The following is a 23804-nucleotide window of genomic DNA, read 5'->3' as shown; positions in this document are numbered from 1 at the left end:
CGATCGGCTACTGCTGTGGGCTGTGGAGCATAGGAGACTCGAACTTTCTTTTTACACACTTGTGACCTGCGACGATGCGCCAGACACGGGCAAAAGTGGGCAATTGACGTGACGCTCGATGTCGATCGATACGGGTGGATGACCTCCGGTGCTGACTTGTCAGCATGCCCGGGAACGCAGAACCGCCCCCGAGAGGATGCTCTCGGGGGCGGCCCGGCCGCTACGGTCCGTCATCTGGACGGGCGGGCCGGCCTCGCGCAGACCCTCCCGCAGCAGCCGTTCAACCTGTCCGGTCAGCCTGCACTGGCCGAACAGAAGTTCGATCCCTTGCTCGGCGTCAGCCTCTACCCCAGACCTCGGGGTCCGCGCCGTATCCGGCCGCGATGAGAGCTTCACGGGTACAGGCCACGCCGACGGGCGTCACATAGCGCTCAGGTGCCGTGCGGTCGAGCCGGGCCACTCCGCACACGGTGCTTATGAACGATATGTACGTTCGGGGCAGGCTGAGGGCGGCCACCGTGACCTCGTCCATGTCCTCGGTGACCTGAAACGGCGCACCGGTGGTACGTAGGGAGGTCACGTCCGCCCATGCCTGGACCAGCTTGTGGATGTAGTCCGAGGAGAAGTCGGAGTTGGCCTCGGCCACCTGTTCCGCGATGTAGGTTGCGTACGCGGGGAAGGATTCCGCGAGCCACGCAGCCCCCCGAGACAGGACCCGTGCGCTCACTGGGCGGCCCCCTGCGCGGTTCGGTAGCCGTGGGAATCGGCGGCCTGTACCTTGCGCCGGATCCACTCGTCGGCTGCGGTCGGGGTGGGCAGCCACCCGGAGGCCTCGCCGTTGGTCAGCAGGTCCCGAACGATCCACTGCTCGGGATAGCCGACAGGGCGCTCCACCCGCTCGGCTACGTAGCGGGCACCGACACGCTGCCGACGGGTCATGCGGTCCCCGTACGCGACCCGCACAACGACGCTGCTGCTGTTCTGTAGGCGGAGAGGCACGTCGGTGGTCTCGTCCCCACGCATCCAGCGTTCCAGGTCATCAGTCCGGCCGGCGCCGAACATGCGCCGCATCGCTCTCCGCTGGACATCGTCGATCGGCAACGCGCTTACCGTCGCCCATACCCGCTCGATGGCTTGGAGGGCCGGGAGCGCCACAGGTTCAAGGTGTCCGTCCACCGACACAGTGAGGTGGTCGGTAAGGGTCATCAGGTGGTTTTCCTCGGTCTTGAGTCACGGGCACCGGGTCGGTGCAGGGGGCAGGCACAGTCGGGCCAGAAGTCCCAACGCGGCGGGTCGTCCGGCGGGCCGATCTCGGGGGGAGTCACGGTCACCGCGGTGAAGCTGTGGCGTCGGCCGTCGGCGGAGACCTTGTACGTGCGCAAGCTCAGACCGGGGTGACGCCCAGCCTGCTGACGGGTGTCCTCGGCGGGCCGGGTCATCTCAGCCCCTTGAGCCGGCGGCGACGGCGGCGGGCCTCGCCGATCTGCCAGATGACCAGCGCTCGGCGTCCGGCCCGCTTCAGGTCCGCCGCGTGCGTCACGGGGAGGTCCGGTGCCGGGCGGCCGGGGCGCCGGGGCGGGGTGACGAACATCACTTCGTCACCCCCGAAGCCGGGGGAGCGCAACCGCCGCGGCACGCGACGACCGCCCAGACGAGGCTGTCGCGCCGGATGTGCCCGGCCGGGCCGAAGGGGACGTCGGTCGCACCGCAGTCGATGCAGGCGCGTTCGTGGAGCTGGGCGTACGTGGGGGCCCTGCGTCCACGAGGCAATGCCGGTGAACTCATGGAACCAGCGTGCCGACGGCGACGGTCGGCGGGCAGGGCGTGCGCGAGGCGTGTCCGAGCACTTCGCTTCACACCCCGTGTGAAGCGAAGTGTTCTACGGTATCTGACACCGCATCAGCAGGAGGTCCCCCGTGGAGCCGAATCCGCTGCTCGACGCTCTCATCGACGAGGCCGAGATGTCGCACGCGGGCCTGGCCGCCCGTGTCAATGCCGCCACCGGAGCCAGGTACGACCACACCGCGGTCGCCCGGTGGATCCGTGGCCAGACGCCCCGAGGCGCGGTTCCCGATGCGATCTGCACGATCCTCGGGGAGCGGCTCGGCAGACCTTTCACGCTCGACGGCATCGGCATGGGTCGCCCCGGCTCGTCGTCAAACGAGCTTGTCGGGTACCTCGATCGGGCAACAGCTCTGTGGCGGTCGGACCGCCAGTCTCGTCCCGAGGTGCAGGCCGTTCCAGCGGTCACCGGCACGGCCGCCGTCGTCCCGGTCTGGGAATGGGAGAACCCCCCGGACGACCGCGACGTGTCCCGCGCGGGCACCCTTCACGTCGGCGTCACGGACGTACAGATGCTGCGGGCAGCCCGTACCCGGTACGAGCAGATGTACCGGGGCGCCGGCGGGGTCGCGACCAAGGGGCGGGTCGTCGGCTTCCTCACCGAGCACACCGCCCCCCTCGTCCGCGGGTCCTACACCGACGCCGTCGGCCGGGACCTCCTGCGGGCGGCCGGAGGCCTCGCCGCTGTCGCCGGTATCTGCTCGTACGACGCCGACGCCCAGGGCCTCGCACAGCGCTACTTCCACCAGGCGCTCCGACTCGCCAAGGCATCCGGCGACCGGGCGTTCGGCGGGTACGTGATAGCGCTCCTCGTCAACCAGGCGATCTACCTACGGGACTACCGGCAGGCCGTGGCCTTCGCCGAGGCCGGGATCCGGTCGGCCGGACCGCACGCCAGCTCAGCCCTCGCCACCGACCTGTACGCAATGCAGGCGAAGGCCTTCGCGCGGATGGGCGACGCCACCTCGGCCCACACGGCGATGGCCCACGCCGAAACCGCGGCCGGCCGCATCCGGCGTGAAGAGGAACCCCCAGAGACCGGCTACGTTCAACCGGGCCTGGTCGAGGCACAGCTGGCCGAGACCTTGATCAGCCTCGGAGACTGGGAGCCGGCACGGCAGTATGCCGAGGAAGCAGTACAGACCCAGGCCCACGCGCGAGGCCGCGTGCACCGACTTGCCACCCTCACGACTGTGGACCTCGGCCGGGGAGAGGTCGAGCAGGCCGCAGCCCACGCGGTGGGTGCCCTGGATCTGGCCGTGGGGATGGAATCCGGGCGCCTGAACGATCGCTTCGTGGCCCTCCGGCGGAAGCTGGCGGGCCACTCCACGACCGCGACGCGCGATGCCGTCGACCGGATCGACGACGCGCTCTCCGTGCCTCTGTGACGAGGCTGGGATACTGGCCGCCATCGGTGGCCAGTAGGTAGGGAGTTCGGCGTGTCGGTGTGGCGGAATCTGGGCGAGCACACGGTCTATGAGAACCCGTGGCTGCGGGTCAACTTGGCGGACGTCGAGCTGCCCGACGGGCGCCACCTCGACCACTACATCCTGCGGCAGCGGCCCGTTGCTCTGGCCACCGCAGTGAACGAGAAGCATGAAGTGCTGCTGCTCTGGAGGCATCGCTTCATCACCGACTCGTGGGGTTGGGAGTTGGCCGCCGGTGTCGTCGAGGACGGCGAAGACGTTGAGGCAGCGGCCGCCCGGGAGATGCTCGAAGAGACCGGGTGGCGCCCGGGCCCGCTCCGACACCTCCTCACGGTGGAGCCGAGTAACGGTTTGGCCGACGGCAAGCACCACATCTACTGGTCGGACCAGGCCGAGTACGTCGGACACCCTGAAGACGACTTCGAGTCGGATCGTCGGGAGTGGGTGCCGCTATCCTCCGTGCCCGACCTCGTGGCCAAGGGCGATGTCCGATCTGCCAACGCGGTGGCGGCGCTGCTGATGTTGTGGCGGATTCGGGAGTGCTGATACCGGCGGTACGTGTACCGTCTGCGCAAACCACACCAGTCCCAGGGGGGACCATGCGCATCCGTACCACCGTGTCGGCCCTCGCCGTCGGCCTAGCCGTCCTCGGCCTCGCCGCGTGCTCCAGCTCCACCACGTCCACCAGCAGCACCAAGGCGGAGGCGCCCGCGAGCAGCACGGCCGCCGCTCAGCCGACCTCGGCGGAGCCGCCGGCGCCCGAGGCGCCGGCGGCTGGGACGGCGTCGGCCGCACCTACGGCTAGCATCCCGCCGAAGCCGGACGAGGCGACAACGGCGGCGTACATCGCGGCGCTCAAGGCGATCGACCCGGAGATCGTCGGTGACAAGCCGGACCGGGCGGTGTCGCGTGGTCGTGACCAGTGCCGGTCGGTCGCCGACTCCCCCAAGGACACTGCCGGGTTGGTCGACCTCGCCAACAAGCGGTTCACCTCGCCGAAGCACCCGGACGGGTTCGGGGCCGAGAAGTCGGCGAAGATCCTCCAGGTCGTCCGCAAGCACATCTGCCCGACGTACGGCACCTGATCACGACGAATCGCCCCCGCCCGGGCCGAAGCCGGGGCGGGGGCGCGGTGGTTACCGGTGGGGGTTGAGGGCCCGGAGCCGGGTTGTGAACCCGGGGTCGACGTCGGGCCGGGCGCACCTACCGGTGGCCGGGTCGAGGTGCCCCCAAGTCCCGCGGCGGCCCTGACCGCAGAGCATGAGGGTCATGGTGCTCCCGGGCTCGTGGATGCGGGTGACCTCGTGGTAGAGGTCCCGGGATACGGCATTGGTGCTGCCCTCGGTGTGTTCCTGTCCGAGGTCGGCGAGCACCTGGCCGTCAACGACCCGGTACCGGTCCTCGGTGTACCCGCCTCCGAGGATGTACGACCGGAAAGTCCAGGGGTGCGAGTGCGGGGACGGCCGGCCGTCCGGCCGGCGGGTGTCCGCGGCGAACCAGATGTTGATCTTGGCGGTCCGCTCGGGGTCCTCCTGAAGCGTCAGCTCAGCCTTGCTGAGCTGACCATGGACGTCGGGCACCAGCCACCAGGCCGCCGGGTGAACGAACTGCTCCCAGGTGAGGGCGTACGTCGGCGCGTGGGCGGCGATGCCGGCGGCGGCGGTCTCGTAGTGCATGGTGCTCAGCGTGAGTCCAGGTGCGATCCGGATCGGTTCCATGTCGACAACTCTGGTCGCATACACGGCAGTTGACTAGGTGTTGTCTGTTGTCACTTGGGGTCGGAGTTGGACAACAGGTCTGACCAGGGGGTGGCCGGCGCACCAGGCAACGCCCCGCTCCGCCGGTGGCGGAGCGGGGCGGTCAGGGCTTCTGCTGGAGTTCCTGGACGGCGGCCTCGACGCGGTCGACGGCGTCTCGGAGGCTGCTACCCGAGTTGGGGTGTAGCTCGTGCTCGATCGCGCTGATGCGCACCATCACCCCGGGGCGGGCGGGAACGCCGGGTCGTGCCGGTGTGCCTTGCCAGTCCTCGGACCACGCTTCGACCACAGCGTGGATCTGCCGGATCCGCTGGACGGTCCGCCAGAGCAGAGCGAGGACGGCGGCGATGGCGCCGATGGCGGCGGCCCAGGCCGCGAGGGCGTCGAGCTGGACGACGCCGGTGTCGGCGAGGTCGGTCACTCGCGCACCGCCCGGGCCAGCGCGTTGGCGTCCGGGTCCGGAGCCTTCCGCAACCAGGCGGGGAGCCAGCTGTCCACCATCGGCAGCGCCATCACGCGGGTCACGGCTCCGGCCACGGCCAGGATGGTGCCGAGGCCGGGCAGGGTGCTGGGGATGTCGGCGGTCTGGACGAGCAGGGGCAGGCCGGCGGCGATGCCGAGGACGAGGGCGACCACGGTGCGGGTGGTGCGCCGTGCGGAGTCGGTCATGATCTTCTCCTAGTCGATGACGGTGAACTGGTGGGCGGCGCCGAGGCGTTCGAGGGTGCTGCGTCCGGGGATGCCGTCGGCGTCGCCGCCGGTGTAGCCGCAGCGGCGCTGCCAGGCGGCGTACGCGGTGACGGTGCGGGTGCCGAACGAGCCGTCCACCCACTGCGGGCCCAGCAGCGCCTCGTCCGCCAGCGCCTGCTCGACGACCTGGGCCTCGTCGGCGTAGGTCTGGTGGCCCTGCTCGGCGGCGGGGTCGGTGCGGGCGGCGGCGATCACGTGTGCGAGGGACACTGTGCGGCCGCCGGGCAGGGTGCCGAGCAGTTCCCTCAGCGAGTGCGGGCCGGGGATGCCGTCGGCGTCGGCGCCGGTGTAGCCGAGGCTGCGCTGGAAGTCGGCGTAGTTCTCGGTGTCGGCGTCGGTCCAGTCGGGGCCCGGGCCGGAGCGGTAGTGGCCGCCGAATCCGGCGCGGACCAGGGCCTCGCCGACGGCGGTCACCTGCGGGCCCTGGGCGCCGTACCCGTACGCCAGGCCGTTGACGACGGCCTGGTAGCGGGCGGGGACGTCCTCGGCGGGTGCCGGTGCGGGCTGCGGCGCCGGGGCGGCGTCGCCCGGCCGCGGGGCGCCGGCCTGAACCCAGGCGTACAGCGGCCCGCCCGGGCACGAGGTGGCGTAGCCGTCGCGGTGCCCCTGGATCTCGGGCCCCGCCCCGCCCTCGGCGCGCAGCCACTCGATCGCGTCCCTCAGCCCGTGCAGCTGCGCCGCGCTCGGCTCGGTGAGCCCGGAGTCGCCGAGCATGGCGCATACCGCGTAGTGGCCGGCGTTGAGGGTGGGGTTGCCGTTGGCGCCCGTCTTCCGGTGCGCTCCCCGGCCCTCGAACACCCATCCGTGCGGGCAGACGACGGCGGTGTACGCGATGTCGGAGTAGTCCTCCTTGGGGTCGGCGAGGTGGGAGGCCTGGAGTGCGCGCATCCGGGGCGCGCACCGGCCGTGGTCGGCGGCCAGGCTGACGGGCACGGCGGTGCCCTCGTAGTGGACCTTCACGCCGCGGGTGCTCTCGACGGCGACGAGCGTGTACTTCGACGGCGCGGCGCCCCACTGGGCGCGGGGGACGAACTGCATGGTGGGTGCCTCCAGGGCATGGGAAAGCCCCCGGGCCGGGACGGCACCGGGGGCGAGGGCGGGGCGGGGTGGGTCAGGCGATGCGCTGCGCGCGGAGCCACGACGATGCGGCGATCGTGGTCCCGGTGCCGTGGGCGGCGTACTGCGCCCACCGGAGCTGGAGCGTGCCGGCCGCCACGGTGACGATGTGCCCGGTCAAGCGGCATGAGGTCAGGGAGTTGGGGCCGCCGATGCCGTACGTTCCGGCGGCGACCGGCTGGCCGGGGATGCTGCTGTGGCTGGCGTAGGCCGCCTGGCCGCCGAGCGCCGGCGCGCCGATCGACCAGCGCATCGCGGTACCGGACGGCACCGCCCAGTCGAGTTGCAAGCCCCCCTGGTTGTACTCGCCGGCGTAGTACAGACAGCCGTCGAGGAGGTAGGCCGCGCCGGCCTCCAGCGGGAGGGACAGGTGGGGGTCGGCGGTCAGGGTCGTGGTGTTGGCGCGCGCGGTGTCGAGCGACTTGATCACGGTGATCGGCGGGATCGCGGCCAGCTGCGCCCCGAGGATGCGCTGGCCGGCGGCCCAGGGCGGGTACGCCACAGGGTCCTCCTAGAGAGAGATGATGGCGGGCTGCCAGAGCCGCACGTCGGCCCCGGCCGGGAGCGCCTTGACGACGCCGTTGACCGAGCGGACGACCTGCGCGCTCTGGGCGCCGCCGGACGGGGCGCCGATGGCGGTCACGGTGACCCGCTCACCGGCGATGGCCACGTCGAACGGCAGGTCGGCGGAGCTCGTGGTCCACGAGGGCCCGCTGGTGGTGGCGATGGACAGGGTGGTGGCCGTCGCGTCGGCGCCGACGGCCAGCCGGCTGCCGGCGGTGTCGGCCCGGCCGAGGACGGGGTCCTCCAGGACGGCGACCGACCACGGCCCGGCCGGCTGGCAGCTGAACACGACGTCCCAGTCGTACAGACCGATGGTCTCGGTGTAGCCCTCGGCGAGCAGGGCGACCGCGGCGGGACCGTCCTCGGGCGGCATGCCGATGATGTCGATCCGGTCGCGCAGGTCCAGGCCGAGGACGGTCGGGATCAGGTGGGGTGCGGCCGCGAGGTCGATGTGAACGCTCGGATACCGCGGGCCGTCCCAGGTGCCCAGGTGCAGCCTCCAACCCGCGAGGTCGGACAGCTGCTCATCCCGCCACAGGCTCAGCGTCACCCCCTCGTCGTACCGGCCGACGCCGGCGGGCGGGGGCTGCGTCGACATGCGGCTCGTCGTGTCGACCGCCCGGGCACTGGACCCGCCGGACCTCGTGATCGTGACGTCGTTGCGCACGCCCTGGTCGTCGTCGGCGGGCTCCAGCGGCGGCGCGACGTCGCCGCCCCCGTAGTCGAGGACGAGCCGGGGCAGCTGGTTGTAGGCCAGGTGGCCGGCCCGGTACCAGAGCGCGAGGTCGTCGATCCGCTCGGCCAGGATGCCGTGGTCGGAGTCCGCGGCTTCCTGGAGCAGCGCGAGCAGCGCGCCCGGGCGCTGCGCCCCCAGGGGGACCTCGGAGTCGACGTCCCCCTGGATGACGACCGGCACGCCTTCCTCACTGCACAGCCGCCCGATGCGCTCGGTCGGCCGGTTGCCCGTCCAGCCGTTGTCGGCGCGGTTGTAGACGTCGGCGTCGTGGTCGAACACGGCCAAGTGCCCGAGGCCCAGGCCGTTGAGGCCCTCGCCGAGCTGCGTGTCGAACTCGGTCGGGACACCGACCGACCCGACGTACGAGCCGGATCCGTTGCCGTTCGCCTCCGAGCTGACGGCGTACCACTTCATCGACCAGTCCACCCGTCCACCGTTCTGCGTGGCGTAGACGATCATCTGGCGCCACTCCGGCCCGGCGAACAAATTGTTCCCGGCGAGGTGGTCCATGACCGTCGTGCCGTTGGCGTCGAGCCCGTACAGGTGCACCGCGGTGCCGTCGAGCGCGCCGACGTCGAGGATCCACGTGCGCACCGTGCCGGTGGACGTCCAGGCGAGCAGCCGCGACGTCACCGTCGGGGCCGCCGTACACCGGTACACGAAGTGGATCTGCCACGTCTGCGGGGGCGCCGCGGGGGGCGGGACGGCGCCGCGGATCCGCGCCCCGGTGCGCAGCGTGGGCAGCGGCGAGGAACCGGTGAGGTCGCTGTCCGCGCCGAAGTCGACCGCGCTGGTCTCCAGCGGGCCGACACCGAGGACGGGGCTTGCGGCCTGGGTGGCGCCGCGCTCGTCCTCCATGGGCCAGTAGGCGAGCGGACGGCCGGTGGGGATGTAGCGGCGCAGCGTGCTCTGAAGCGGGGCCGCGCCCTGCCCGAGGCGGCGCATGATGCCGGCGGCCTGGATGGGGATGTAGGTGTCGCGGCCGCTCACGTCCCGGCGCGGCAACCACGAAGCCACCTCGCCGACGAAGCGGGGCACGAGGTTGGAGACGGAGGCGGGGGCGACGACGCTCCACGTCCGGCCCGCCCCGTCGGTGAACACCGTGGTACCCGCGGGCTGGACGGTGAAGTTGGGGTCGGCGACGACCACGCCGTTGATGCCGTTGCGGACCTCGGCGCGCAGCACGTGGGCGGGCAACCCGAGGACGGACGGGACGGCCGGGTTGTCACCGAGGACCAGGGGCGCTGCACCCGGGTGGACGGTGGTGGGTCCGGCGGCGGTGACGGGGCCGCCGAGTTCCGTCCAGGGCCCGGAGATGCTGGGGCCGGTGTAGAAGCGGGCGCTGTGGCCGCCGGCGCCGTTGTCGACGTCGAGGACGGCACGGACGGCCAGGCGGCCGGTGGGCGTCGGCTGGATAGACCAGTCCGAGCTGAGGTCCCTGATGGTGTCGTTGGTGCCGTCCTCCGTCCAGTCGAGGAACACGTAGCCGTTGCCGAGGTGGAGGCGCCAGCTGCGCCCGGTGGTGTCGTAGCGGGCGAGGATCTCGTAGTACTTGTCGTCCACGGGGACGTGCCACAGCTGGTCGAACTCGACGCGGATGTCGAGGTCACCGGCGATGCGGAGGGCGGGGGCGTCGGGGGTGCTGGCGCGGCTGCCGAATGCCCCGGTGATGTCGAGGTAGCTGGTCGGCCCGGGTACGCGGACGCGAAGCGGGGTGTTGCGGCCGATCCGCCCGTACAGCGGGGACGCCGCGTTGCGGGGGCTGTACTTCCCGTTGGGGTTGTTGAGGGTCATGGAGCACTTGGCGGGGTCGCACCGCGAGGCCTCGTCGTGGCGGCCGCGCTCGATGTGGATGCGGTCGCCCAGGCGGACGTCGGCGGTGATGTCCGTCCAGATGCCGTCGATCTGGAGGTCGACGCCGAGGCCGAGCGGGGTGTGCGGGAAGGCCATGCGGCCGCCCCCTTTCTACGTGAAGGCGACCTGGGCGTTTCCCTGTCCGGTGACCCGGACGATGCGGCGCATGAGGCGCTGGAGCTCGGAGTCGGCGCCGGCGGTGTCGAGGGTGATGCGCACCTCGACCACGCCTCCTCCGGCGGCGGCGCGGGACAGGGGGGTGACGGTGGCGCCGCCGGGCAGGTTCAGCAGTTCGGGTCCGGCCTCACCGACCAGCACGGTGCCGGACCCGGTGATCTGGCCGCCCTTGGCGAGCATGGGGATGTGCGGCATGGACCAGCCCCGGCCACCGATCGCAGGGATCCAGTCCGGCATCGTGAACGACAACCGGCCGACGGTGGAGTTCCAGAACCGGCCGACGGCGTTGAACGCGGTGCGGAACGGGCTCATGATGATCTCGCCCAGCGTCGCGAAGCCGGATGCGATGCGGCCCGGCAGCGATGCGACGAAGTCGAACGCCGCCGCCGCGCCGGACCGGATCGAGTCCCAGTGCCGGGAGATGTACAGCACGGCCAGGCCGAAGGGACCGGCCAGGATCGCGAGCAGCAGCGGCCAGTTCGCGGCGACCCAGTTCCAGACCGCAACCATGGCACCCCAGACGGCGTTCCAGCAGGCCGTGACGATGTCGCGGAACGTCTCCGAGTGCTGCCAGAGCAAGACGACGGCGGCGACCAGGGCGATCACGCCGATGATGATCAGCGTGATCGGGTTGGCGGCGAGCGCGGCGTTCCAGGCCCACTGCGCGGCGGTGGCCACGGTCTGCACGCCGGTCCAGATGCCCTGGGCGGCAGACCACGCCATCGTGGCGCCCTGGACGACGAGGATCGCCGCGGCGACCACGCCGAGGGCGATCGCGAGCGGCTGCACCCAGGACGAGTGCGCCTGCCCGAACTGAACCAACTGGCCGCCGACGTCCGCGAGTTTGAGCATCGTCTCGCGTTTGAACTTCTCCAGGGCGGTAGCCGGGTTGTCGGCGATCGTCTTGGCCATCTGGTCGGTTGCGCCGGCGATGTCGCCGAGCGCGGCCTTCGCGCTCGACGGGTCGAGCGCCATCAACGCCTTCTGCGTGTCCTCGCTCTTGGTCCCGAACAGGGCGAGTGCCGCGTTGTTGCGTTCCACCGGGTCTTTGATGCTCCGGATCCTGTCGAAGACCTGGTCGAGCGCGGCCGCCGCCTTGGGGCCGCCCTCGACGAAGACCTTCTGCATCTGCTTGCCGTTGAGGCCGATGCCCTTGAACGCGGCCATCGTCGCGTCGTCGCCCTTCTGGGCGATCAGGACGAACTCCTTGAGCGCGTCGGCGACGACGTCGGCGTCGCGGGCGCCGGCGCGCAATCCCTGGGCGAGCAGGCCGGTTGCCGTCGCTCCGTCCAACCCCAACTGGCGGAACTGGGTGGAGTATTCGCCTACGGTGTCGATCAGATCGCCGCTCTTGTCAACGCCGCTCTGCATGGCCTTGGTGATGATGTCGAACGCCTCGTCGGCGTCCTTGGCGAGGCCGGTACGAAGGAACTGGCCCACCGCGGCGGTGGATTCGGCGACGTCGATGTCGAAGGTCTTGGCGAGCGCCATGGCCTTGGTGGTGATGCGCTCCAGGCCGGCGCTCGCGGCGTCTCCGCCGATGTTCTGGACGACGCCCTTGATCGCGGCGTTGACGTCGGCGGTGGACTCCCCCCAGGCCTGCTTGTAGACGCTGGCACTCACCTTCGACAGCTCGGCCGCGCGCTCGGCGCCGACGCCGAGTTGGGCGGCGAGCTTGTCCGAGGCCGCGCCCATGTCGAGGGAGTCGGCGACGCCCTTGCCGAGCGCACCGGCGACGGCGGCGGAGATGCCGGCCGCCGCCGTCCCGATCTTCTCCTTCATCTGGCCCAAGGTGGCCGACGCTTTGTCCTTGGCGATCAGGTTGAACACGAGGGAGGTGTCGGAGGCCATGTCACCCCCTCGTGGTCACCGCCGGCGGGCGTCTTCGGTCTGCTTCTCGTAGGCGTCCAGCCAGGCGTGGACGTGCTCGGTCTCCTCGACCGTCATCAGCTGCCACTCCCACGGGCGGATGCCCAGGAGGTGCGCGGCGTCGCCGAGTCGCCTCACCCGGCGATCGGCGGCAGCGCTTTTCCCTCGGGCTCCTCGTGGGCGTCGGCGATCTCGGCGTCGAGCTGGGCGAGGACGGCATCCCGGACGTCGGCCGACACGGTCTCGGCCGCCTGCTCGCGGATGATCATCAGCTCGGCCTTGCTGTGCTCCAGGCGCAGCTCGTCCCAGGCGTAGTCGACGTCCTCGAAGCGGGTGGTGGGATGGGCGCGCTTCAGGAAGACGAACAGCAGCGCACGTCGGCACAGGCTGTTGCCCTTGATGACGGCCTGGGTGAACTCGGAGAAGTTCCGGCCGGTGAGTCGCTCCAGTCGCTCCCGCTCGGCCGACATCAGCTTGGTGGGCTGGTAGGGCCAGCGCTGGGGCTCGTCGGACCCCTCGGGCTGGTAGACGAGGTACATGGGTGGTGGTCTCCTATCGGGCCCGGTCGGCGATTCGGCGGGCCATGGCGTCCATCGCGTCGGCGACGGCCTGGCGGTAGGTGGCGGAGTTGGGCTGCATCGCGCGATCGAACCACTGGACCTTGCCGTGCTGGACGCGCCAGGCGCCGCGACCGAAGGTCTGGGTGCGCCAGCCGGCCGCGCGCTGGGTGCGCTTCGGCGCGTTGGCAAAGTTCCTGATGCCCTGGATCTTGCGGGACTTGACGCGGGCTCCGGTCCAGCGGCCGCCCAGCTTGACCTCGGGGCGGATCTTCTTGGCGATCGCGGAGCGCAGCGCGGGGGCGGCGGTACTGGCGGCGGCCATCGACATGATGCCGGACTTGGCCTGTTCGGCCGCGGGCTTGAGCGCGTCGCGCATGCCCTTCGCGAGGTCCTTGCGGAGCTGCTTGCCGTCCTCCTCGGCGCGCAGCGCGGCGGTGAGGGCGTCGATGCCCTCGAAGCTGACCGAGACATCGACGGGGGACTCGGCCATCAGCTGGTGGCGCGGACGACTTCGCCCGAGGTGGGGTAGCTGACGCCGGCCGTGGCCTCGTCGCCGACGCTGCCGGAGATCGGCTGCCACTCCTTGATCAGGATCTGGCCGGAGTACTTGGGGTTGGAGGGGCCGACGGCGGCCTGGGTGGGCCGGACCTCGAAGCTCACGACCTGGCCGAGCAGCGGCCACATGATCGAATCGAGCTTTCCGGCGGCGAAGTCCTGGAGCAGCTCCAGGCCGAGCGTCCCGGACTTGAGGCCGCCGATGCTGACCTTCCAGCCGCTGGAGACGTACGTCGTGACGTCCTTCTCCTCGCACTCGATCGCCAACTCGGCCTTCTTCGCGTACTCGTTGAGGACGTTCCCGGCGATGTTGAGGTACTCGCCGGTCAGGACCATGGTGGGCATGGTGCCCTCCCTTCTACTGGATGCCGAGGGCGGCGACGAACGTGATCGAGGGGCCGGTCCCGGCGACGGTCCAGGCGACGCGCCACCACGTGTCGGTGACCGGTGCCGGGACGGCGAGGGCCTGGCCGCCGAGGCCGGCGGCGGCGGTGTAGGTGGCCCGGGTGGTCGGGGTGGTGAACGCGGCGTCGGCGGCGGACTCGACGCGGACGGTCAGCGTCGGCGTGGTGCCGGCGGCCGAGAGGACGTGCAGCGTGCCGTACAGGAGACGGCCGTCGGGGACGGGGCCGAGCTGGAGGGCGGTGCCGGCGCCGGTGCCGGAGCGGGCGGTACCGGGCGGGTGGGCGATCTGCCCGCGGGTCATCGCGCCGGTGCCGGACGCGCCGGCCTGCCAGGGGGCGAGGTCGCCGACGGCGCCGCCGAGCGTGTAGTCGGTGCGCAGCGCCTGGGTGAGGTAGGCGAGGGAGCCGACGGCTGCCAGGTGCGGGGCGACGGTCCACGGGACGACGCCGCCGATCGTCGCCCACGTGGCGTCGTCGACCAGGCCGGGATCACCGGCCTCCCAGAACCCTTCTGCAGTCACCTTGCTGGAGCGCAAGCCGCCCTGGACGCGCTTCCAGCCGCCGGTGCCGAAGACGGTGCGGTCCTTGACCTCGCACTCGACGGCCAGCTCGGCTTTGTTGGAGGCGCCGGTGAGGTCGGCGCCACCGGCGAACAGGCGTACGTCGGTGAGGACTTGGGCGGCCATGGTCACGTCCTCCCGTCGCCGATGACGCGGATGATCAGCTCGGCGCCGACGTACTGGGTGCCGGCGTGCTCGTACCAGCGGTAGCCCTGGACGCGGGCGAGGTGGAGGTCGTCGGCCAGGCCCCCGAGGGCGGGCTGGCCGGGGGCGCCGCGGGCGGCCTCGATCGCGCCCTTCAGCGAGGCCGGGCCGGCGCCGGACAGCATGGCGTCGAGGATGAGCTGGGCGGCGCGGTCGTCCTGGCGGCCGACGAGGATGCGGCAGGTGAACTCGGCCTCGTCCCGGCCGCGGCCGAACGTCACGTCGTAGGTGACGGTGTACTCGCCGACAAAGAAGTGCGGCGCCGACACACTGTCGGGGGTGTAGCCGGTGCTGGTGAGCTGGGCGGCGCCGGCCGGGAGGGTGACGGCGCGGGCGGCGTCGGCGATGGCGGCGCGGACGGCGGCGAACTGCACGGTGGGGGCCTCCTATCCGAATCCGGGCACGATGAAGTGCTCGATCAGGGCCCAGACGTCCGGGTCGCGGCGGGACAGCCGTACGACGCCCCACTCGGCGGAGCCGGTGACGCCCTCGGGGCTGTCCTTGCGCCGGTAGAGGCGGGCGGCCTGGATGAGGGTGGCCTGGACGATGTCGTCGGGGACGGCGGGCCAGCCCCAGCGGGCGGTGACCCGCACGCGGCTGGTGCCGTAGCCCCAGGTCCCGGCCGGGATGACGAGGGCGGTGACGGGGCGGCCGCGCGCGAGCGCGTTGTCGGGGCCGGTCTCGTACCCGGCGACGGCCGTCCAGGCGCCGGCGGTTCCGGTCTCGACGAGCAGGCCGGCCGGGTCGCCGATGTCGTCCACGACCAGGCGCTCGCCGCCGTCGGTGCTCAGCGTCCGGCCCCCGGGGTTGTAGGTGCGGGCGGTCGGCGCCGGGTCGAGCCAGAAGCGCCGGCCGCACGCCGAGTCGATGCCGCGCGCGGCCGCGCTCAGCGCCATGGCGAGCAGCGTGTCCCGGGTGAGGTCGCCCGGGTCGATCTGGAGCGACAGCTTCAGCTCGGCGAGGGTGGCGTAGTCGGTGGCCACGGTCGTCACGTCCGGACGATGTTGCCCTCGGCGTCCCGGGGCAGACGCGGGCGGCCGCGGCGCCGTGCGCCGGTGCCGTCCTCGGTGGCCTCGGGGTCGGCGTCGTCCGGGCCGTCCTCGGGATCGGTGCCGTCCGGGCCGTCCTCGGGATCGTCCTTCTCCTCGATGACGGTGGCGTTGCGGTGGGCGACGAGCTGGCGGGCCTCGGTCTCGGGCAGGTCGAGGACGGCGCCGGGCGGCGGCCAGTCCTGGCCGTCCCGGGTGCCGGACATCTGGATACTCATGCGCACGCGCACGGGGTGACTCCTCGCGGTGGTAGGGGAGGTGGGGCGCCGGCGCGCGGGTGCGCGCCGACGCCGGGCGGATCAGGTCGCGGCGCCGGCGAAGTGCTTGATCGCGCCCGTGGTGTCGACCTGGTCGCCGTCGCCGCGCAGGATCGCGCGGTAGGTGATCAGGTCGGAGTTGAACGCGTAGTCGTCGGAGCGCTCGAAGCGGATCGCCTCGACCTGCCGCACGAAGTACGTCGAGAAGTCCCCGAACAGCACGCTCTTCGCGGTGACGGCGGGGGCGGGCATGTTCGGGTCGGTGAACAGCGGCTTGCCGAGGATGCTGTCCGGCGCCCCGGACAGGCCCGGGGTCCACAGGTACTGGCCCGTGGAGTCCTTGAGCTTGCGGACGGCGGCGACGGTGGAGTCGCGCATCATCCACCCGCACGACGCCGAGGCCCGGTACGGCGCGATGACCGAGTAGAACAGGTCGATCAGGTCGTCGGCGGACGGGACACCGGCCACGCCGGTCGCGCCGGTCTTGCCGAGCGAGGCCGCGGTCAGCACGCCGTTGGGCTGCGAGGTGCCGGTCCCGGTGACGAGGTGCGCGCCGAACCCGTTGCCCAGCGCCCGGCCCGCCTGCGTGGCGAGGTAGCCGATGAGGTCGACGGCGGTGTCGTTGGCCAGCTCGTGACTCACCTGGAGCAACAGGCCGTACTTGTAGGCGTCGAGCGGGACCTGGCCGAAGGCGGGATCGCTGGCAGGCAGGGCGCCGGCCTCGGCGACGATCGACGCGTTCGCCGAGTGCGCGGTGGTCTTCGGTACCTGCATCTGCTCGCCGGTCGAGGTGGTCAGCACGGTGGGCCCGGCGGCGAGGACACCGGACACCTCGATCATGTGCTGGACCAGGCGCCGGTAGAAGCTGACCGGCACCGTGCTGGCGCCGCTGCCCGCGGTGAGCTTGGACAGGGTGCGCAGGTCCATCGGCATCGGGCCGTCGGGCCGGATCTCGAAGCTGCGGCTGCCGGACTGGCCGGTCAGCCAGGACCGGACCTGCTCGGCCTCGCCCTTGGCCTGCGGGGCGGTGCGCTCGGCGGGCTTGGCCAGGAGATCGGCGAACGCGGCCTCGGCGTCCGCCGCGCGCTGCTCGGCGGCGGCCATGTCCTTGACGCGCTCGTCGATCCGGTCGAGGTCGGCGTTCAGGCGCTGGTAGGTCTGCTCCTCCTCTCCGGTCAGCTCGCGCTTGTCAGCCTCGGCGGTGTCCAACACGGCCTTGGCCTGCTCCCAGATGCTGGCGCGGCGCTCCTGGAGCCGCTTAATGAAGTCGCTCATGTGGTGCCCTCCCTGGGCATGACGGTGTCGCCCGCCGGCCGGGCCGGGGGCGTGGTGGACGGGGGTGTCGAGGTGGGGGTCGCCCTGCCTCAGGGGGTGCGGCGCCTCAGCAGTTCGGCGCGCCGCTGCCGCAGGCTCACGAGCGGGTGGGGGTCGCCCTGCCCGGCCGGAGCCGCGTCGATGACGGTGGTCGCGGGGGCGCGGCCGAGGAAGCGGGCCAGGCCGTCGCCCGCGGCGGCGGCCCGGACCTCCTCGACGGTGGCGCCGGCCCGCTCGGCGAGGGAGCGCAGCCCGGTGTCGGTGTCGAGGTAGGCCGGGCTGTTGACGGGGGCGACGTCGACCAGCTGGCCGGACAGCAGGGTGCGCATGGGGAAGCCCTGGTCGGTCAGGCCCCAGTCGTCGTCGAAGCAGAAGAACGCGAACGAGGACCGGGTGACGTCGCCGCGCGCGACCAGCTCGTAGACGTCGGCGCGGGTGGACGGCAGGTCGGCGGTGTAGTCGAGGCCGGTGCCGTCCACGACCAGGCGCAGCGTGCCGCCCGCAGTCGTGCCCAACAGGAAGTCGTCGTCGTGGTTGTAGCGGGCCATCGCCTCGGGCCAGCCGTCGCCCTCGCTCTTGGCGAAGAAGGCGGGGTCGATGCGCTCGACGAAGCCGCCCAAGTTCCTGCTGAGCTTGTTGAACTTGGCGGCGTACCCGCCGATGGTCATCTTGCCTGCGCCGGTGTCCGCGCGGACCTCGACCAGGCCGCGCGCCGTGCGGCGCTCTGCCGTGCTCATCAGGCCTCCAGGGCCGGTGCGTTGGTGGGTATGGCCTTGCGCTGCGGCCCGTACAGGTCGCCGCCCGCGCCCGGGGGCAAGGGGGCGAGGTTCTCCAGCGCGCGGATCTCGTCGAGGTTGCGCCAGCCCTGTTCCAGGGCCAGGCCGTGCGCCCGGTAGCGCTCGATGATCGTCGTGCGGATCATGGCGTCCGCGTTGAAGCGCACGGCTTCGCGGCCGGGCATCAGGGTGGAGAACACGTTCTCCAGCCGGACCAGCCACGGGCGCAGCGTCAGCGTGATCAACTCGTTGGCGGCGGCCTCGACGTTGGTGTAGGTCATGGATCCGCCGGAGTCGCCGCCGACCATGGTCGGCGGGACGCCGTAGATCGCTGCGATCTGCGAGGCGGTGAGCTTCGCGGTCTCGATGAACTGCGACTCTTCGGGCGAGACTTGCAGCGCGGTGAAGTCCCAGTCGCTGCCCAAGACGAGGGGCTTGCGGGAGCGGATCCGGGCGGAGATCCGGTCGCTGATCTCTTCGGACTCGTCCCGGCTGATCGTGCGGGAGCCGTTCTTCAGCACGCCCGGCGGCGTGCCGCCGTTGGTGAACCACGACAGCCCGTAGTCGGTGGTCTCCAGGCCCACGCCGATGGTGCGGGCGAAGACCTGGACCGGGGACATCCCCTTGACGTGGCCGGGGAGCACCATCCAGGGGATGTGGACGATGTCGGCGTCGGGTACCTGGCGGCCCTGCCAGTAGAAGACGGGCCGGGTCGGGACCTGGTCATCGACGAAGACGTCGTCGGGGTTGAGCCACTCGATCGTCGTCGGGTAGCCGAGGCCGTCCCGTTGGGTGATCAGCCCGTAGGCGTTGCCGCGCAGGCACAGCGAGATGACGCACTTCTGGAGCCAGGTGAAGAGGTCGTCGCGGGCAGCCGGCGCCCACAGCAGTTCGGGGATGTAGCTGAGGGGTTCGCGGTTGGAGCCGTCGCGTCGGTACAGCTGGAGCGGCAGCGAGGCAACCTGCTCGGAGATCAGGCGCACGCACGACCACAGCGGGATCAGGGACAGTGCGCGCTCGGTGGACACCTGGGACCGGGCGGAGCCGCCCGACCCCCAGGGCAGCGAGGTGATCGCCCGCGACGTCGCGCCGGAGATCCACCGCAGCGGCGCCGCGAGCGCGCGGCCGAAGCGGCCCATACGGCTGGACATCGGCTTCACCTCCTTCACAGGACGGAGTCGAGGACGTCGTAGTCGGCGTCCTCGACGAGGTGGGTCCTGGTCTCCCAGGCCCAGCGGGCGAGGGTGACGGCGACCAGGGGGGAGATGTCGACGGTGGAGATGCGCCGGCCCCAGGCCCAGGCGTCGCCGAGCGGGCGGGTCTTGGCGCCGCGGATCGCCTCGGCGACCTCGGGCTGTGCGGTGTGCCGTACGGTGCGCTGGGTGATCGCGTCGACCAGCTGGCCGCACGCGGCGGCGACGTCGGGCGCGGCCGGGACGGCGAGGTCGCCGCGCACGGGCCGCTCGACGTCCTCGGGGCGGCCGATGCCGGCTTTGTCGAGGTCGACCAGCAGGGAGCCGGCCGGGCCCTTGGCGTCGAGGGCGATCGCCACCGGATCCCAGCGGTCGGCGAGTTGGACCAGGCGGTCGACGATCCACTCGGTCCCCGGGCGGCGGTCGATCACCTCCAGGTGGCCGGTGCCGTCGGCGCGCAGCCCGTACGCCGCGATGCTCGCCCAGTCCCGGGACGGTGTGACGTCCAAGGCGAACGCGACGTCGCCGACCAGCTGGGACTCCTCGTCGGCGAGGGCGTCCCAGACGGCCGGGTCGATGACGCCGCCGCCCTCGGTGAGCCGGGGCAGCCACGCGCCCAGGCGCTCGATCATGAACCGCTCGCCGAGGCCCGAGGGCAGGGACTCGCCCCGGACGAACTCCTCGGTGATCCGGCCGCCGAGGGCCGGGTTGCACGCGTACCAGAGGTCGACGTCCTGGGCGGCGCGGCGGCGATGCTCGGGGTCGGTGGGGTCGAGGTCGGTACCCCAGTCCAGGTGCATCAGCCGTGGGTCCGCACCGGACTCGCCGTCCTCGCGCAGGTTGTAGCACCACGCGTCGGGGCTCTCTGGCGGCGTGCCGAAGAACCACAGCTGCGGGTCGGGGCGGGCCGACATGGTCGGCATCAGTGCGGCGATCTGGGCCGGGGTGATCTCCTGTGCCTCGTCCAAGATGTTCTTGTCGCCGGAGAAGCCTCGGCCGGACCCGCGGCTCCTCGCGATGAACTTCAGGCGGCCGCCGCCGGCGGACTTGCGCAGCTCGATGCCCTGCTCGCCGTTGGCCTGCCAGTACTTGTGGACGTGCCGGTCGAGGTCGGGGGTGTTCTCCACCAGCTCCCGGATCCGCCGGTACCCCTCCTCGGCGGTCTTGTACTCGTGCGCCGAGTGCATGATCAGTTCCTCGCGAGTGAGGAACAACCAGCCGAGCTCCAGGGCTTGGATCGCACCGCCCTTGCCGTTCTGCCGCGGCACCCAGATGGAGTTCTTGAAGCTGGCCCACCGGCCGTCGGCGCGCTCGCCCAGGCCCTGGTTCAGGATGTAGCACTGGAACGGATCGAGGATCAGGCCGGCCGTCGCGGCGAGGTCGATGAACTCCGAGCCAGCGCTACTGACCACTCCCTCGGGCAGCGTCGCCACCCTGGGCGTCTGCGCGCCGCGCCGCGCGGCGTGCGGTGAGTTCGTCAAGGGCGCTCACCTCCCGGCCGCCCGGAAGCGACTCCAGCTCGGCGATCGTCAACCGCAGTTCCTTGGACAGAACGGCGACCACCGGGCCCGAGGCCTCGTCCAGCTCGGCGGCGAGCTTGTCCCGGACGGCCTCCAGCGCGGTCCGCCGGTCGCCGTCCGAGGCTGCTGAGGACACCGGTCCGACCATGATCAATACCGCCTTGATTTCACGGGGAGAGACGCGGACGACTGGGCGCGGGGCCTTCCGGCCGGCCCACCCAAAAACGGACATCACCCCAGGTCACGAATTTGTGATCACCAGTTACGGGATGTGCGCACTGCCCTCGTGATCGGGCGGTTGCCTCGCTCGGTGTTGCACAGCCGGAGGCAGGTCGGGCACGGCGCGTTGGCGCCGTGGGCCGGCCGCATGCCGTGGGGGTCGAGGGGCTGGCCGGGGTCGACGCTCACCGGGGTGAGGTGGTCCGCCTCGCCCGCCCCCTCGTGTCCGCAGATGTGGCAGCGATCGCCGTAGATCGCGAACATCTCGCGGCGTGCGCGCTGGTACGGACGGCCGGACCGGTGCCGGGCACGGGACATGCTGCTCCTCTCCGGGAGGGGGGTGCCTTTTCTCGGAGGGAGGGGGGGTGTTTTTCCTGAGGGAGGGGGTGTTTCCCAGGGGGTCTCAGCTGTCCGCCGGGGCGCAGCCGGGCGTGAGGGCGGGGAACGGGATGTGCAACCGGGCCGTGACGGGGGTGCCGTCGCCCTGGGCGACGACGTTGCCCGAGGGGGAGCGGACGAACACGGTGACGAACGTCCCGGTGCGGACGTCGAGGCGGACCGAGGTGACCAGGGCGGGATCGAGGCCGAGGGCCTGGAGCGCGGCGAGGTGCTGGTCGTGGGTGATGGCTGTGGGCAGCGGGTCCACGGTCACCGGCTCTCGGGGCCGCGCGGGCGCACGGGGCGCACGCCGGTGTGGGGCGCAGCGGGGCCCAGGGTCACGAGGGCCTGGCCCCCGTCCGGGGTGGTGGTGTGGACGGTCAGGCCGGTGGTGTGGATCACCGTGCGTCCGGCGGCGAGAACGAGGTCGTTGACCAGCGAGGCGGGCAGGCCTGTGGCGCTCAGCTCGGCGTGGTAGGCGGTAAGGACCGTGGCGGTGGTCGGCAGGACGGGGCGGCCGCGGTCGAGGTCGCGCGGGGTGGGGGTGTGCACGGCGGTCCCTCCAAGGGTGGTGGTGCGGCGGCCCGGGCGGGGTGTGTGGTCCCGCGCTGTCCGGACACTGCATCAGCGGGCCGGGCCGCCGCAGGTCTGGAGACGGCGACGGGCCCCGCGGCGTCTGCTGCGGGGCCCGTCGTGTTCGTCTGCTTCACCCGGAAGTGGACACACGGGTGGTGCGAAGATCGTTGCACTGCGCTACACCGCTGGTCAAGTGGGATCGGCGCGGCCGGTGCCGCGGGGTTTCCAGCACTCGATCAGGTCCAGCGCTACGGGGGCGTCGTACTCGGGGTAGCGGGTGGACCCGCCGATCCGGGTGAGCCGCCCTTGGCGGACCCAGCCCCGGACGGTCGGGGCGGGCACGCCGAGGCGGACGAGGTCGGCCATGGTCACGCGGCCGGCGGCCGGTATCCGGTCGCGGGGCCCGGTCATGTGGTCCCGGCCTGATCCGTGCTGGTCATGGTGGTGGTGAGAGTGGCCAACGGGTCGCCCGCGGGAGCCGGGTGCGCCGTCGCAAACTCGGCCCAGAGGGTGCGTCGGGCAGCGTCGAAGTGGTCAGCGGTCGGGATGCCCAGCTCGGTGCCTTGGGCCTCGGCGAGTACGGCGTCGGCACGGGCCCGGGCGAGGCCCAGACAGGCGGCGTCAGTGCGCAGCCGGGCCACCTCGGTGAGGTGGTGCAGGGCGGCGCGGAGACTGGCGGCCCACGCGGTCAGGCTCATGCGTCCACCGTGGTGCAGTTGGTGCGGCCCGTGGGCGAGGTCCGGCAGAGCTGGCCGATGCGGGAGATGTTGCGGCCGATGGTGTGCGCGAGGACGTCCCGGGGCACGCCGCCGGCGTCGAGGCGGCGGATGAGCTGGTCCCGCTCGGCCTCGGCGTCGCGGCGGCCGGTGGTGTGCTCGGTAGCGCGGTGTGCAGCGCGGGCGAGTGCGGGGAGCGCGCTACTGCCGAGTGGGCTGTCGTCTGCGGGAACGGGTTCCCACTCGGCGAGGACGTGGTCGGCGGCCGCGAGGTGGAGCGCGGCGTCCTCGGCGGGGTGCTGTGCGAGGAGGCGGTAGCCGAGGCCGATCCGGGACGGTCCGGGCTCGGGCGTGACGAGGTCGACGAGTGCGCGCGCGCCGTCGGGGAGCGCGCTAACGGTGGCGGTGGCGTACGTCGAGTGGCCGGGGCACCGCGGATCGGGGTGGTCGCTGAGCTGCACGGTCACGGTGGTGAGGCCGTTGTCGTGGTGCTGGACGTCCCAGATGGTCACGGTTCCGTGGACGGTCCAGGGTCCGGCGATGCCGTGAATCCGGGCGCTGTAGGTGCCGCCGATGACGAGGCTGCTCATAGTGGTGGGCTCCGGGTGGGAGCGCGCTCCCGAGGGCCGGGTAGCGCGGTGACGGGCGGGTGGTCAGAGGCCGAGGGCGGCGTACGCGCGAGCGTGCTCGGCGCGGGTGAGTCGGTCGTCGAGGTGCGCGCCCGCGAGGCATCCGGGGTGGTCGCACGCGGCGGTGACGCGGCCCTCGGGCGGGCGGCCGTAGTGCTGAGCGAACGCGGGGCGGGCGGGCGCGCAGTGGCGGCCGCGCCAGTTGAGCAGGGGTCGGCCGCCGGAGTCGTGCGGGCCGGTCCAGTCCAGGTGGCCGTCGCCGGTGGGGCGGGTGAGGGCGGCCAGCTTCGCCTCGGCGCTGTCGTACACCGTGCGCGGGGTACGGACGACGCGGCGCTCGGCGGTGTCGATCTGGTGCTCGGGGGCGACGCAGCCCGGGCGGCCGCAGCCGGACTTGGCGTGCCCCTCGGGGTCGGTGCCGTGCTGGATGCGGTAGGCGACGCGGTGGGCGCTGTAGGCGGTGCCGGAGTGCCGCATCACGCGGCCGCCGGCGCTGGTGTGCTCGCCGGTCCACGTCATGTGACCGCCCCGGGTGCGGCGGGTGTGGCTGCGCCACTTCTCCTCAACGGTGAGCCGCTGGGGGGTGCCGCCGGGCAGGGCAGGGATGCCGGCGTCGATGCGCAGCTGTCGGACGGCGCGACGGTCCATGTGCAGCTCGGCGGCGACGGCGGCGGTCGAGCGGCCGGCGCGCAGAAGGTGACGGGCGCGGCGGCGCTTGGCGGCCAGATCGGCGCGGGACGGAGGCATGGGGGTCTCCTCAAGGCATGGATTCGGTCAACTGTCAAGCTGAGAGCGTTAATTG

Annotated in this window: 31 protein-coding genes; 3 read left to right on the top strand and 28 right to left on the bottom strand. The window is 72.2% G+C overall.

Going from position 1 to position 23804, the window contains the following annotated elements; genetic code table 11:
- Positions 1–337 precede the first annotated feature (337 nt).
- Together AMK13_RS10655 and AMK13_RS10650 are read right to left on the bottom strand one after the other, a co-directional pair.
- A complete protein-coding gene (locus AMK13_RS10655) occupies positions 338–646 on the bottom strand; it encodes a hypothetical protein (RefSeq protein WP_143204521.1) in 309 nt (102 codons plus the stop codon).
- A 77-nt stretch (positions 647–723) separates the two neighbouring features.
- Positions 724–1206 carry a hypothetical protein gene (locus tag AMK13_RS10650; RefSeq protein ID WP_074001944.1) on the bottom strand — a complete coding sequence of 161 codons (483 nt, stop codon included), beginning with the start codon at positions 1204–1206 and terminating at the stop codon, positions 724–726.
- 710 nt (positions 1207–1916) lie between these two features.
- On the opposite strand from AMK13_RS10650, the gene AMK13_RS10645 reads away from it, so the two are divergent.
- The 3 genes from AMK13_RS10645 to AMK13_RS10635 are packed head-to-tail and all read left to right on the top strand — an operon-like array spanning position 1917 to position 4354.
- Positions 1917–3230 carry a transcriptional regulator gene (locus tag AMK13_RS10645; RefSeq protein ID WP_074001943.1) on the top strand — a complete coding sequence of 438 codons (1314 nt, stop codon included), beginning with the start codon at positions 1917–1919 and terminating at the stop codon, positions 3228–3230.
- A 51-nt stretch (positions 3231–3281) separates the two neighbouring features.
- The gene (locus AMK13_RS10640; protein ID WP_241852817.1) at positions 3282–3815 is read left to right on the top strand and encodes an NUDIX hydrolase; all 534 of its coding nucleotides are present in this window, start codon (positions 3282–3284) and stop codon (positions 3813–3815) included.
- 53 nt (positions 3816–3868) lie between these two features.
- The gene (locus AMK13_RS10635; RefSeq protein WP_074001942.1) at positions 3869–4354 is read left to right on the top strand and encodes a hypothetical protein; all 486 of its coding nucleotides are present in this window, start codon (positions 3869–3871) and stop codon (positions 4352–4354) included.
- Between the two features lie 51 nt (positions 4355–4405).
- Here AMK13_RS10635 and AMK13_RS10630 read toward each other — a convergent pair whose 3' ends face one another.
- From AMK13_RS10630 to AMK13_RS10505, 26 genes are all read right to left on the bottom strand, one after another.
- Positions 4406–4987, bottom strand: a complete 582-nt coding sequence (locus AMK13_RS10630) for a hypothetical protein (protein WP_074001941.1) — start codon at positions 4985–4987, stop codon at positions 4406–4408.
- A 142-nt stretch (positions 4988–5129) separates the two neighbouring features.
- The gene (locus AMK13_RS10625) at positions 5130–5447 is read right to left on the bottom strand and encodes a hypothetical protein (RefSeq protein WP_074001940.1); all 318 of its coding nucleotides are present in this window, start codon (positions 5445–5447) and stop codon (positions 5130–5132) included.
- Complete coding sequence (locus AMK13_RS10620) at positions 5444–5695, bottom strand: hypothetical protein (protein WP_074001939.1); 252 nt, start codon at positions 5693–5695, stop codon at positions 5444–5446. The genes AMK13_RS10625 and AMK13_RS10620 overlap by 4 nt, the downstream gene beginning before the upstream one ends.
- Positions 5696–5704: 9 nt before the next feature.
- Positions 5705–6814: a peptidoglycan-binding protein gene (locus AMK13_RS10615; RefSeq protein WP_074001938.1), complete on the bottom strand. Its 1110-nt coding sequence runs from the start codon at positions 6812–6814 to the stop codon at positions 5705–5707.
- 73 nt (positions 6815–6887) lie between these two features.
- The gene (locus tag AMK13_RS10610) at positions 6888–7394 is read right to left on the bottom strand and encodes a hypothetical protein (RefSeq protein WP_074001937.1); all 507 of its coding nucleotides are present in this window, start codon (positions 7392–7394) and stop codon (positions 6888–6890) included.
- A gap of 9 nt (positions 7395–7403) precedes the next feature.
- Positions 7404–10142 (bottom strand): hypothetical protein, encoded by a 2739-nt coding sequence (locus AMK13_RS10605; RefSeq protein ID WP_074001936.1) that lies wholly within the window; start codon positions 10140–10142, stop codon positions 7404–7406.
- 15 nt (positions 10143–10157) lie between these two features.
- Positions 10158–12074, bottom strand: coding sequence for a phage tail tape measure protein (locus AMK13_RS45830; protein WP_074001935.1), 1917 nt, complete (start codon positions 12072–12074; stop codon positions 10158–10160).
- A gap of 15 nt (positions 12075–12089) precedes the next feature.
- Complete coding sequence (locus tag AMK13_RS43420; protein ID WP_158077686.1) at positions 12090–12230, bottom strand: hypothetical protein; 141 nt, start codon at positions 12228–12230, stop codon at positions 12090–12092.
- Positions 12227–12631 carry a hypothetical protein gene (locus AMK13_RS10595; RefSeq protein ID WP_074001934.1) on the bottom strand — a complete coding sequence of 135 codons (405 nt, stop codon included), beginning with the start codon at positions 12629–12631 and terminating at the stop codon, positions 12227–12229. The genes AMK13_RS43420 and AMK13_RS10595 overlap by 4 nt, the downstream gene beginning before the upstream one ends.
- A 13-nt stretch (positions 12632–12644) precedes the next feature.
- Positions 12645–13142 carry a hypothetical protein gene (locus AMK13_RS10590; RefSeq protein ID WP_074001933.1) on the bottom strand — a complete coding sequence of 166 codons (498 nt, stop codon included), beginning with the start codon at positions 13140–13142 and terminating at the stop codon, positions 12645–12647.
- Complete coding sequence (locus AMK13_RS10585; protein ID WP_074001932.1) at positions 13142–13552, bottom strand: phage tail tube protein; 411 nt, start codon at positions 13550–13552, stop codon at positions 13142–13144. Before AMK13_RS10585 ends, AMK13_RS10590 begins: the two co-directional genes overlap by 1 nt.
- 13 nt (positions 13553–13565) lie before the next feature.
- Positions 13566–14297, bottom strand: a complete 732-nt coding sequence (locus AMK13_RS10580; protein WP_074001931.1) for a hypothetical protein — start codon at positions 14295–14297, stop codon at positions 13566–13568.
- A 2-nt stretch (positions 14298–14299) separates the two neighbouring features.
- Positions 14300–14749, bottom strand: coding sequence for a hypothetical protein (locus tag AMK13_RS10575; RefSeq protein ID WP_074001930.1), 450 nt, complete (start codon positions 14747–14749; stop codon positions 14300–14302).
- A gap of 12 nt (positions 14750–14761) precedes the next feature.
- Positions 14762–15367 carry a hypothetical protein gene (locus AMK13_RS10570; RefSeq protein ID WP_107418706.1) on the bottom strand — a complete coding sequence of 202 codons (606 nt, stop codon included), beginning with the start codon at positions 15365–15367 and terminating at the stop codon, positions 14762–14764.
- On the bottom strand, positions 15364–15654 hold the full coding sequence (locus tag AMK13_RS10565; protein WP_143204520.1) for a hypothetical protein: 291 nt from the start codon (positions 15652–15654) through the stop codon (positions 15364–15366). Before AMK13_RS10565 ends, AMK13_RS10570 begins: the two co-directional genes overlap by 4 nt.
- A gap of 69 nt (positions 15655–15723) precedes the next feature.
- Positions 15724–16956 carry a phage major capsid protein gene (locus tag AMK13_RS10560; RefSeq protein ID WP_074001928.1) on the bottom strand — a complete coding sequence of 411 codons (1233 nt, stop codon included), beginning with the start codon at positions 16954–16956 and terminating at the stop codon, positions 15724–15726.
- An 89-nt stretch (positions 16957–17045) separates the two neighbouring features.
- Positions 17046–17732: an HK97 family phage prohead protease gene (locus AMK13_RS10555; protein WP_074001927.1), complete on the bottom strand. Its 687-nt coding sequence runs from the start codon at positions 17730–17732 to the stop codon at positions 17046–17048.
- Positions 17732–18922, bottom strand: coding sequence for a phage portal protein (locus tag AMK13_RS10550; protein ID WP_143204519.1), 1191 nt, complete (start codon positions 18920–18922; stop codon positions 17732–17734). The genes AMK13_RS10555 and AMK13_RS10550 overlap by 1 nt, the downstream gene beginning before the upstream one ends.
- 14 nt (positions 18923–18936) lie before the next feature.
- Positions 18937–20376: a hypothetical protein gene (locus AMK13_RS10545; protein WP_079271999.1), complete on the bottom strand. Its 1440-nt coding sequence runs from the start codon at positions 20374–20376 to the stop codon at positions 18937–18939.
- Positions 20366–20620 carry a hypothetical protein gene (locus AMK13_RS10540; RefSeq protein ID WP_143204518.1) on the bottom strand — a complete coding sequence of 85 codons (255 nt, stop codon included), beginning with the start codon at positions 20618–20620 and terminating at the stop codon, positions 20366–20368. The genes AMK13_RS10545 and AMK13_RS10540 overlap by 11 nt, the downstream gene beginning before the upstream one ends.
- Before the next feature lie 486 nt (positions 20621–21106).
- Positions 21107–21355, bottom strand: a complete 249-nt coding sequence (locus AMK13_RS10530; protein ID WP_074001923.1) for a hypothetical protein — start codon at positions 21353–21355, stop codon at positions 21107–21109.
- Positions 21352–21633 (bottom strand): hypothetical protein, encoded by a 282-nt coding sequence (locus AMK13_RS10525; RefSeq protein ID WP_074001922.1) that lies wholly within the window; start codon positions 21631–21633, stop codon positions 21352–21354. Before AMK13_RS10525 ends, AMK13_RS10530 begins: the two co-directional genes overlap by 4 nt.
- A 213-nt stretch (positions 21634–21846) precedes the next feature.
- Complete coding sequence (locus tag AMK13_RS10520; RefSeq protein ID WP_074001921.1) at positions 21847–22068, bottom strand: DNA-binding protein; 222 nt, start codon at positions 22066–22068, stop codon at positions 21847–21849.
- On the bottom strand, positions 22065–22355 hold the full coding sequence (locus tag AMK13_RS10515; protein ID WP_074001920.1) for a hypothetical protein: 291 nt from the start codon (positions 22353–22355) through the stop codon (positions 22065–22067). Before AMK13_RS10515 ends, AMK13_RS10520 begins: the two co-directional genes overlap by 4 nt.
- Positions 22352–22963 carry a hypothetical protein gene (locus tag AMK13_RS10510; RefSeq protein WP_074001919.1) on the bottom strand — a complete coding sequence of 204 codons (612 nt, stop codon included), beginning with the start codon at positions 22961–22963 and terminating at the stop codon, positions 22352–22354. The genes AMK13_RS10515 and AMK13_RS10510 overlap by 4 nt, the downstream gene beginning before the upstream one ends.
- Positions 22964–23026: 63 nt before the next feature.
- Positions 23027–23749: a hypothetical protein gene (locus tag AMK13_RS10505; protein WP_074001918.1), complete on the bottom strand. Its 723-nt coding sequence runs from the start codon at positions 23747–23749 to the stop codon at positions 23027–23029.
- Positions 23750–23804: the final 55 nt, after the last annotated feature.

It is taken from the genome of Streptomyces sp. CB02056, assembly GCF_001905545.1.
In the GTDB taxonomy this organism is placed as follows: Bacteria; Actinomycetota; Actinomycetes; order Streptomycetales; family Streptomycetaceae; genus Kitasatospora.
This window is presented reverse-complemented; position numbering and strand designations above follow the sequence as displayed.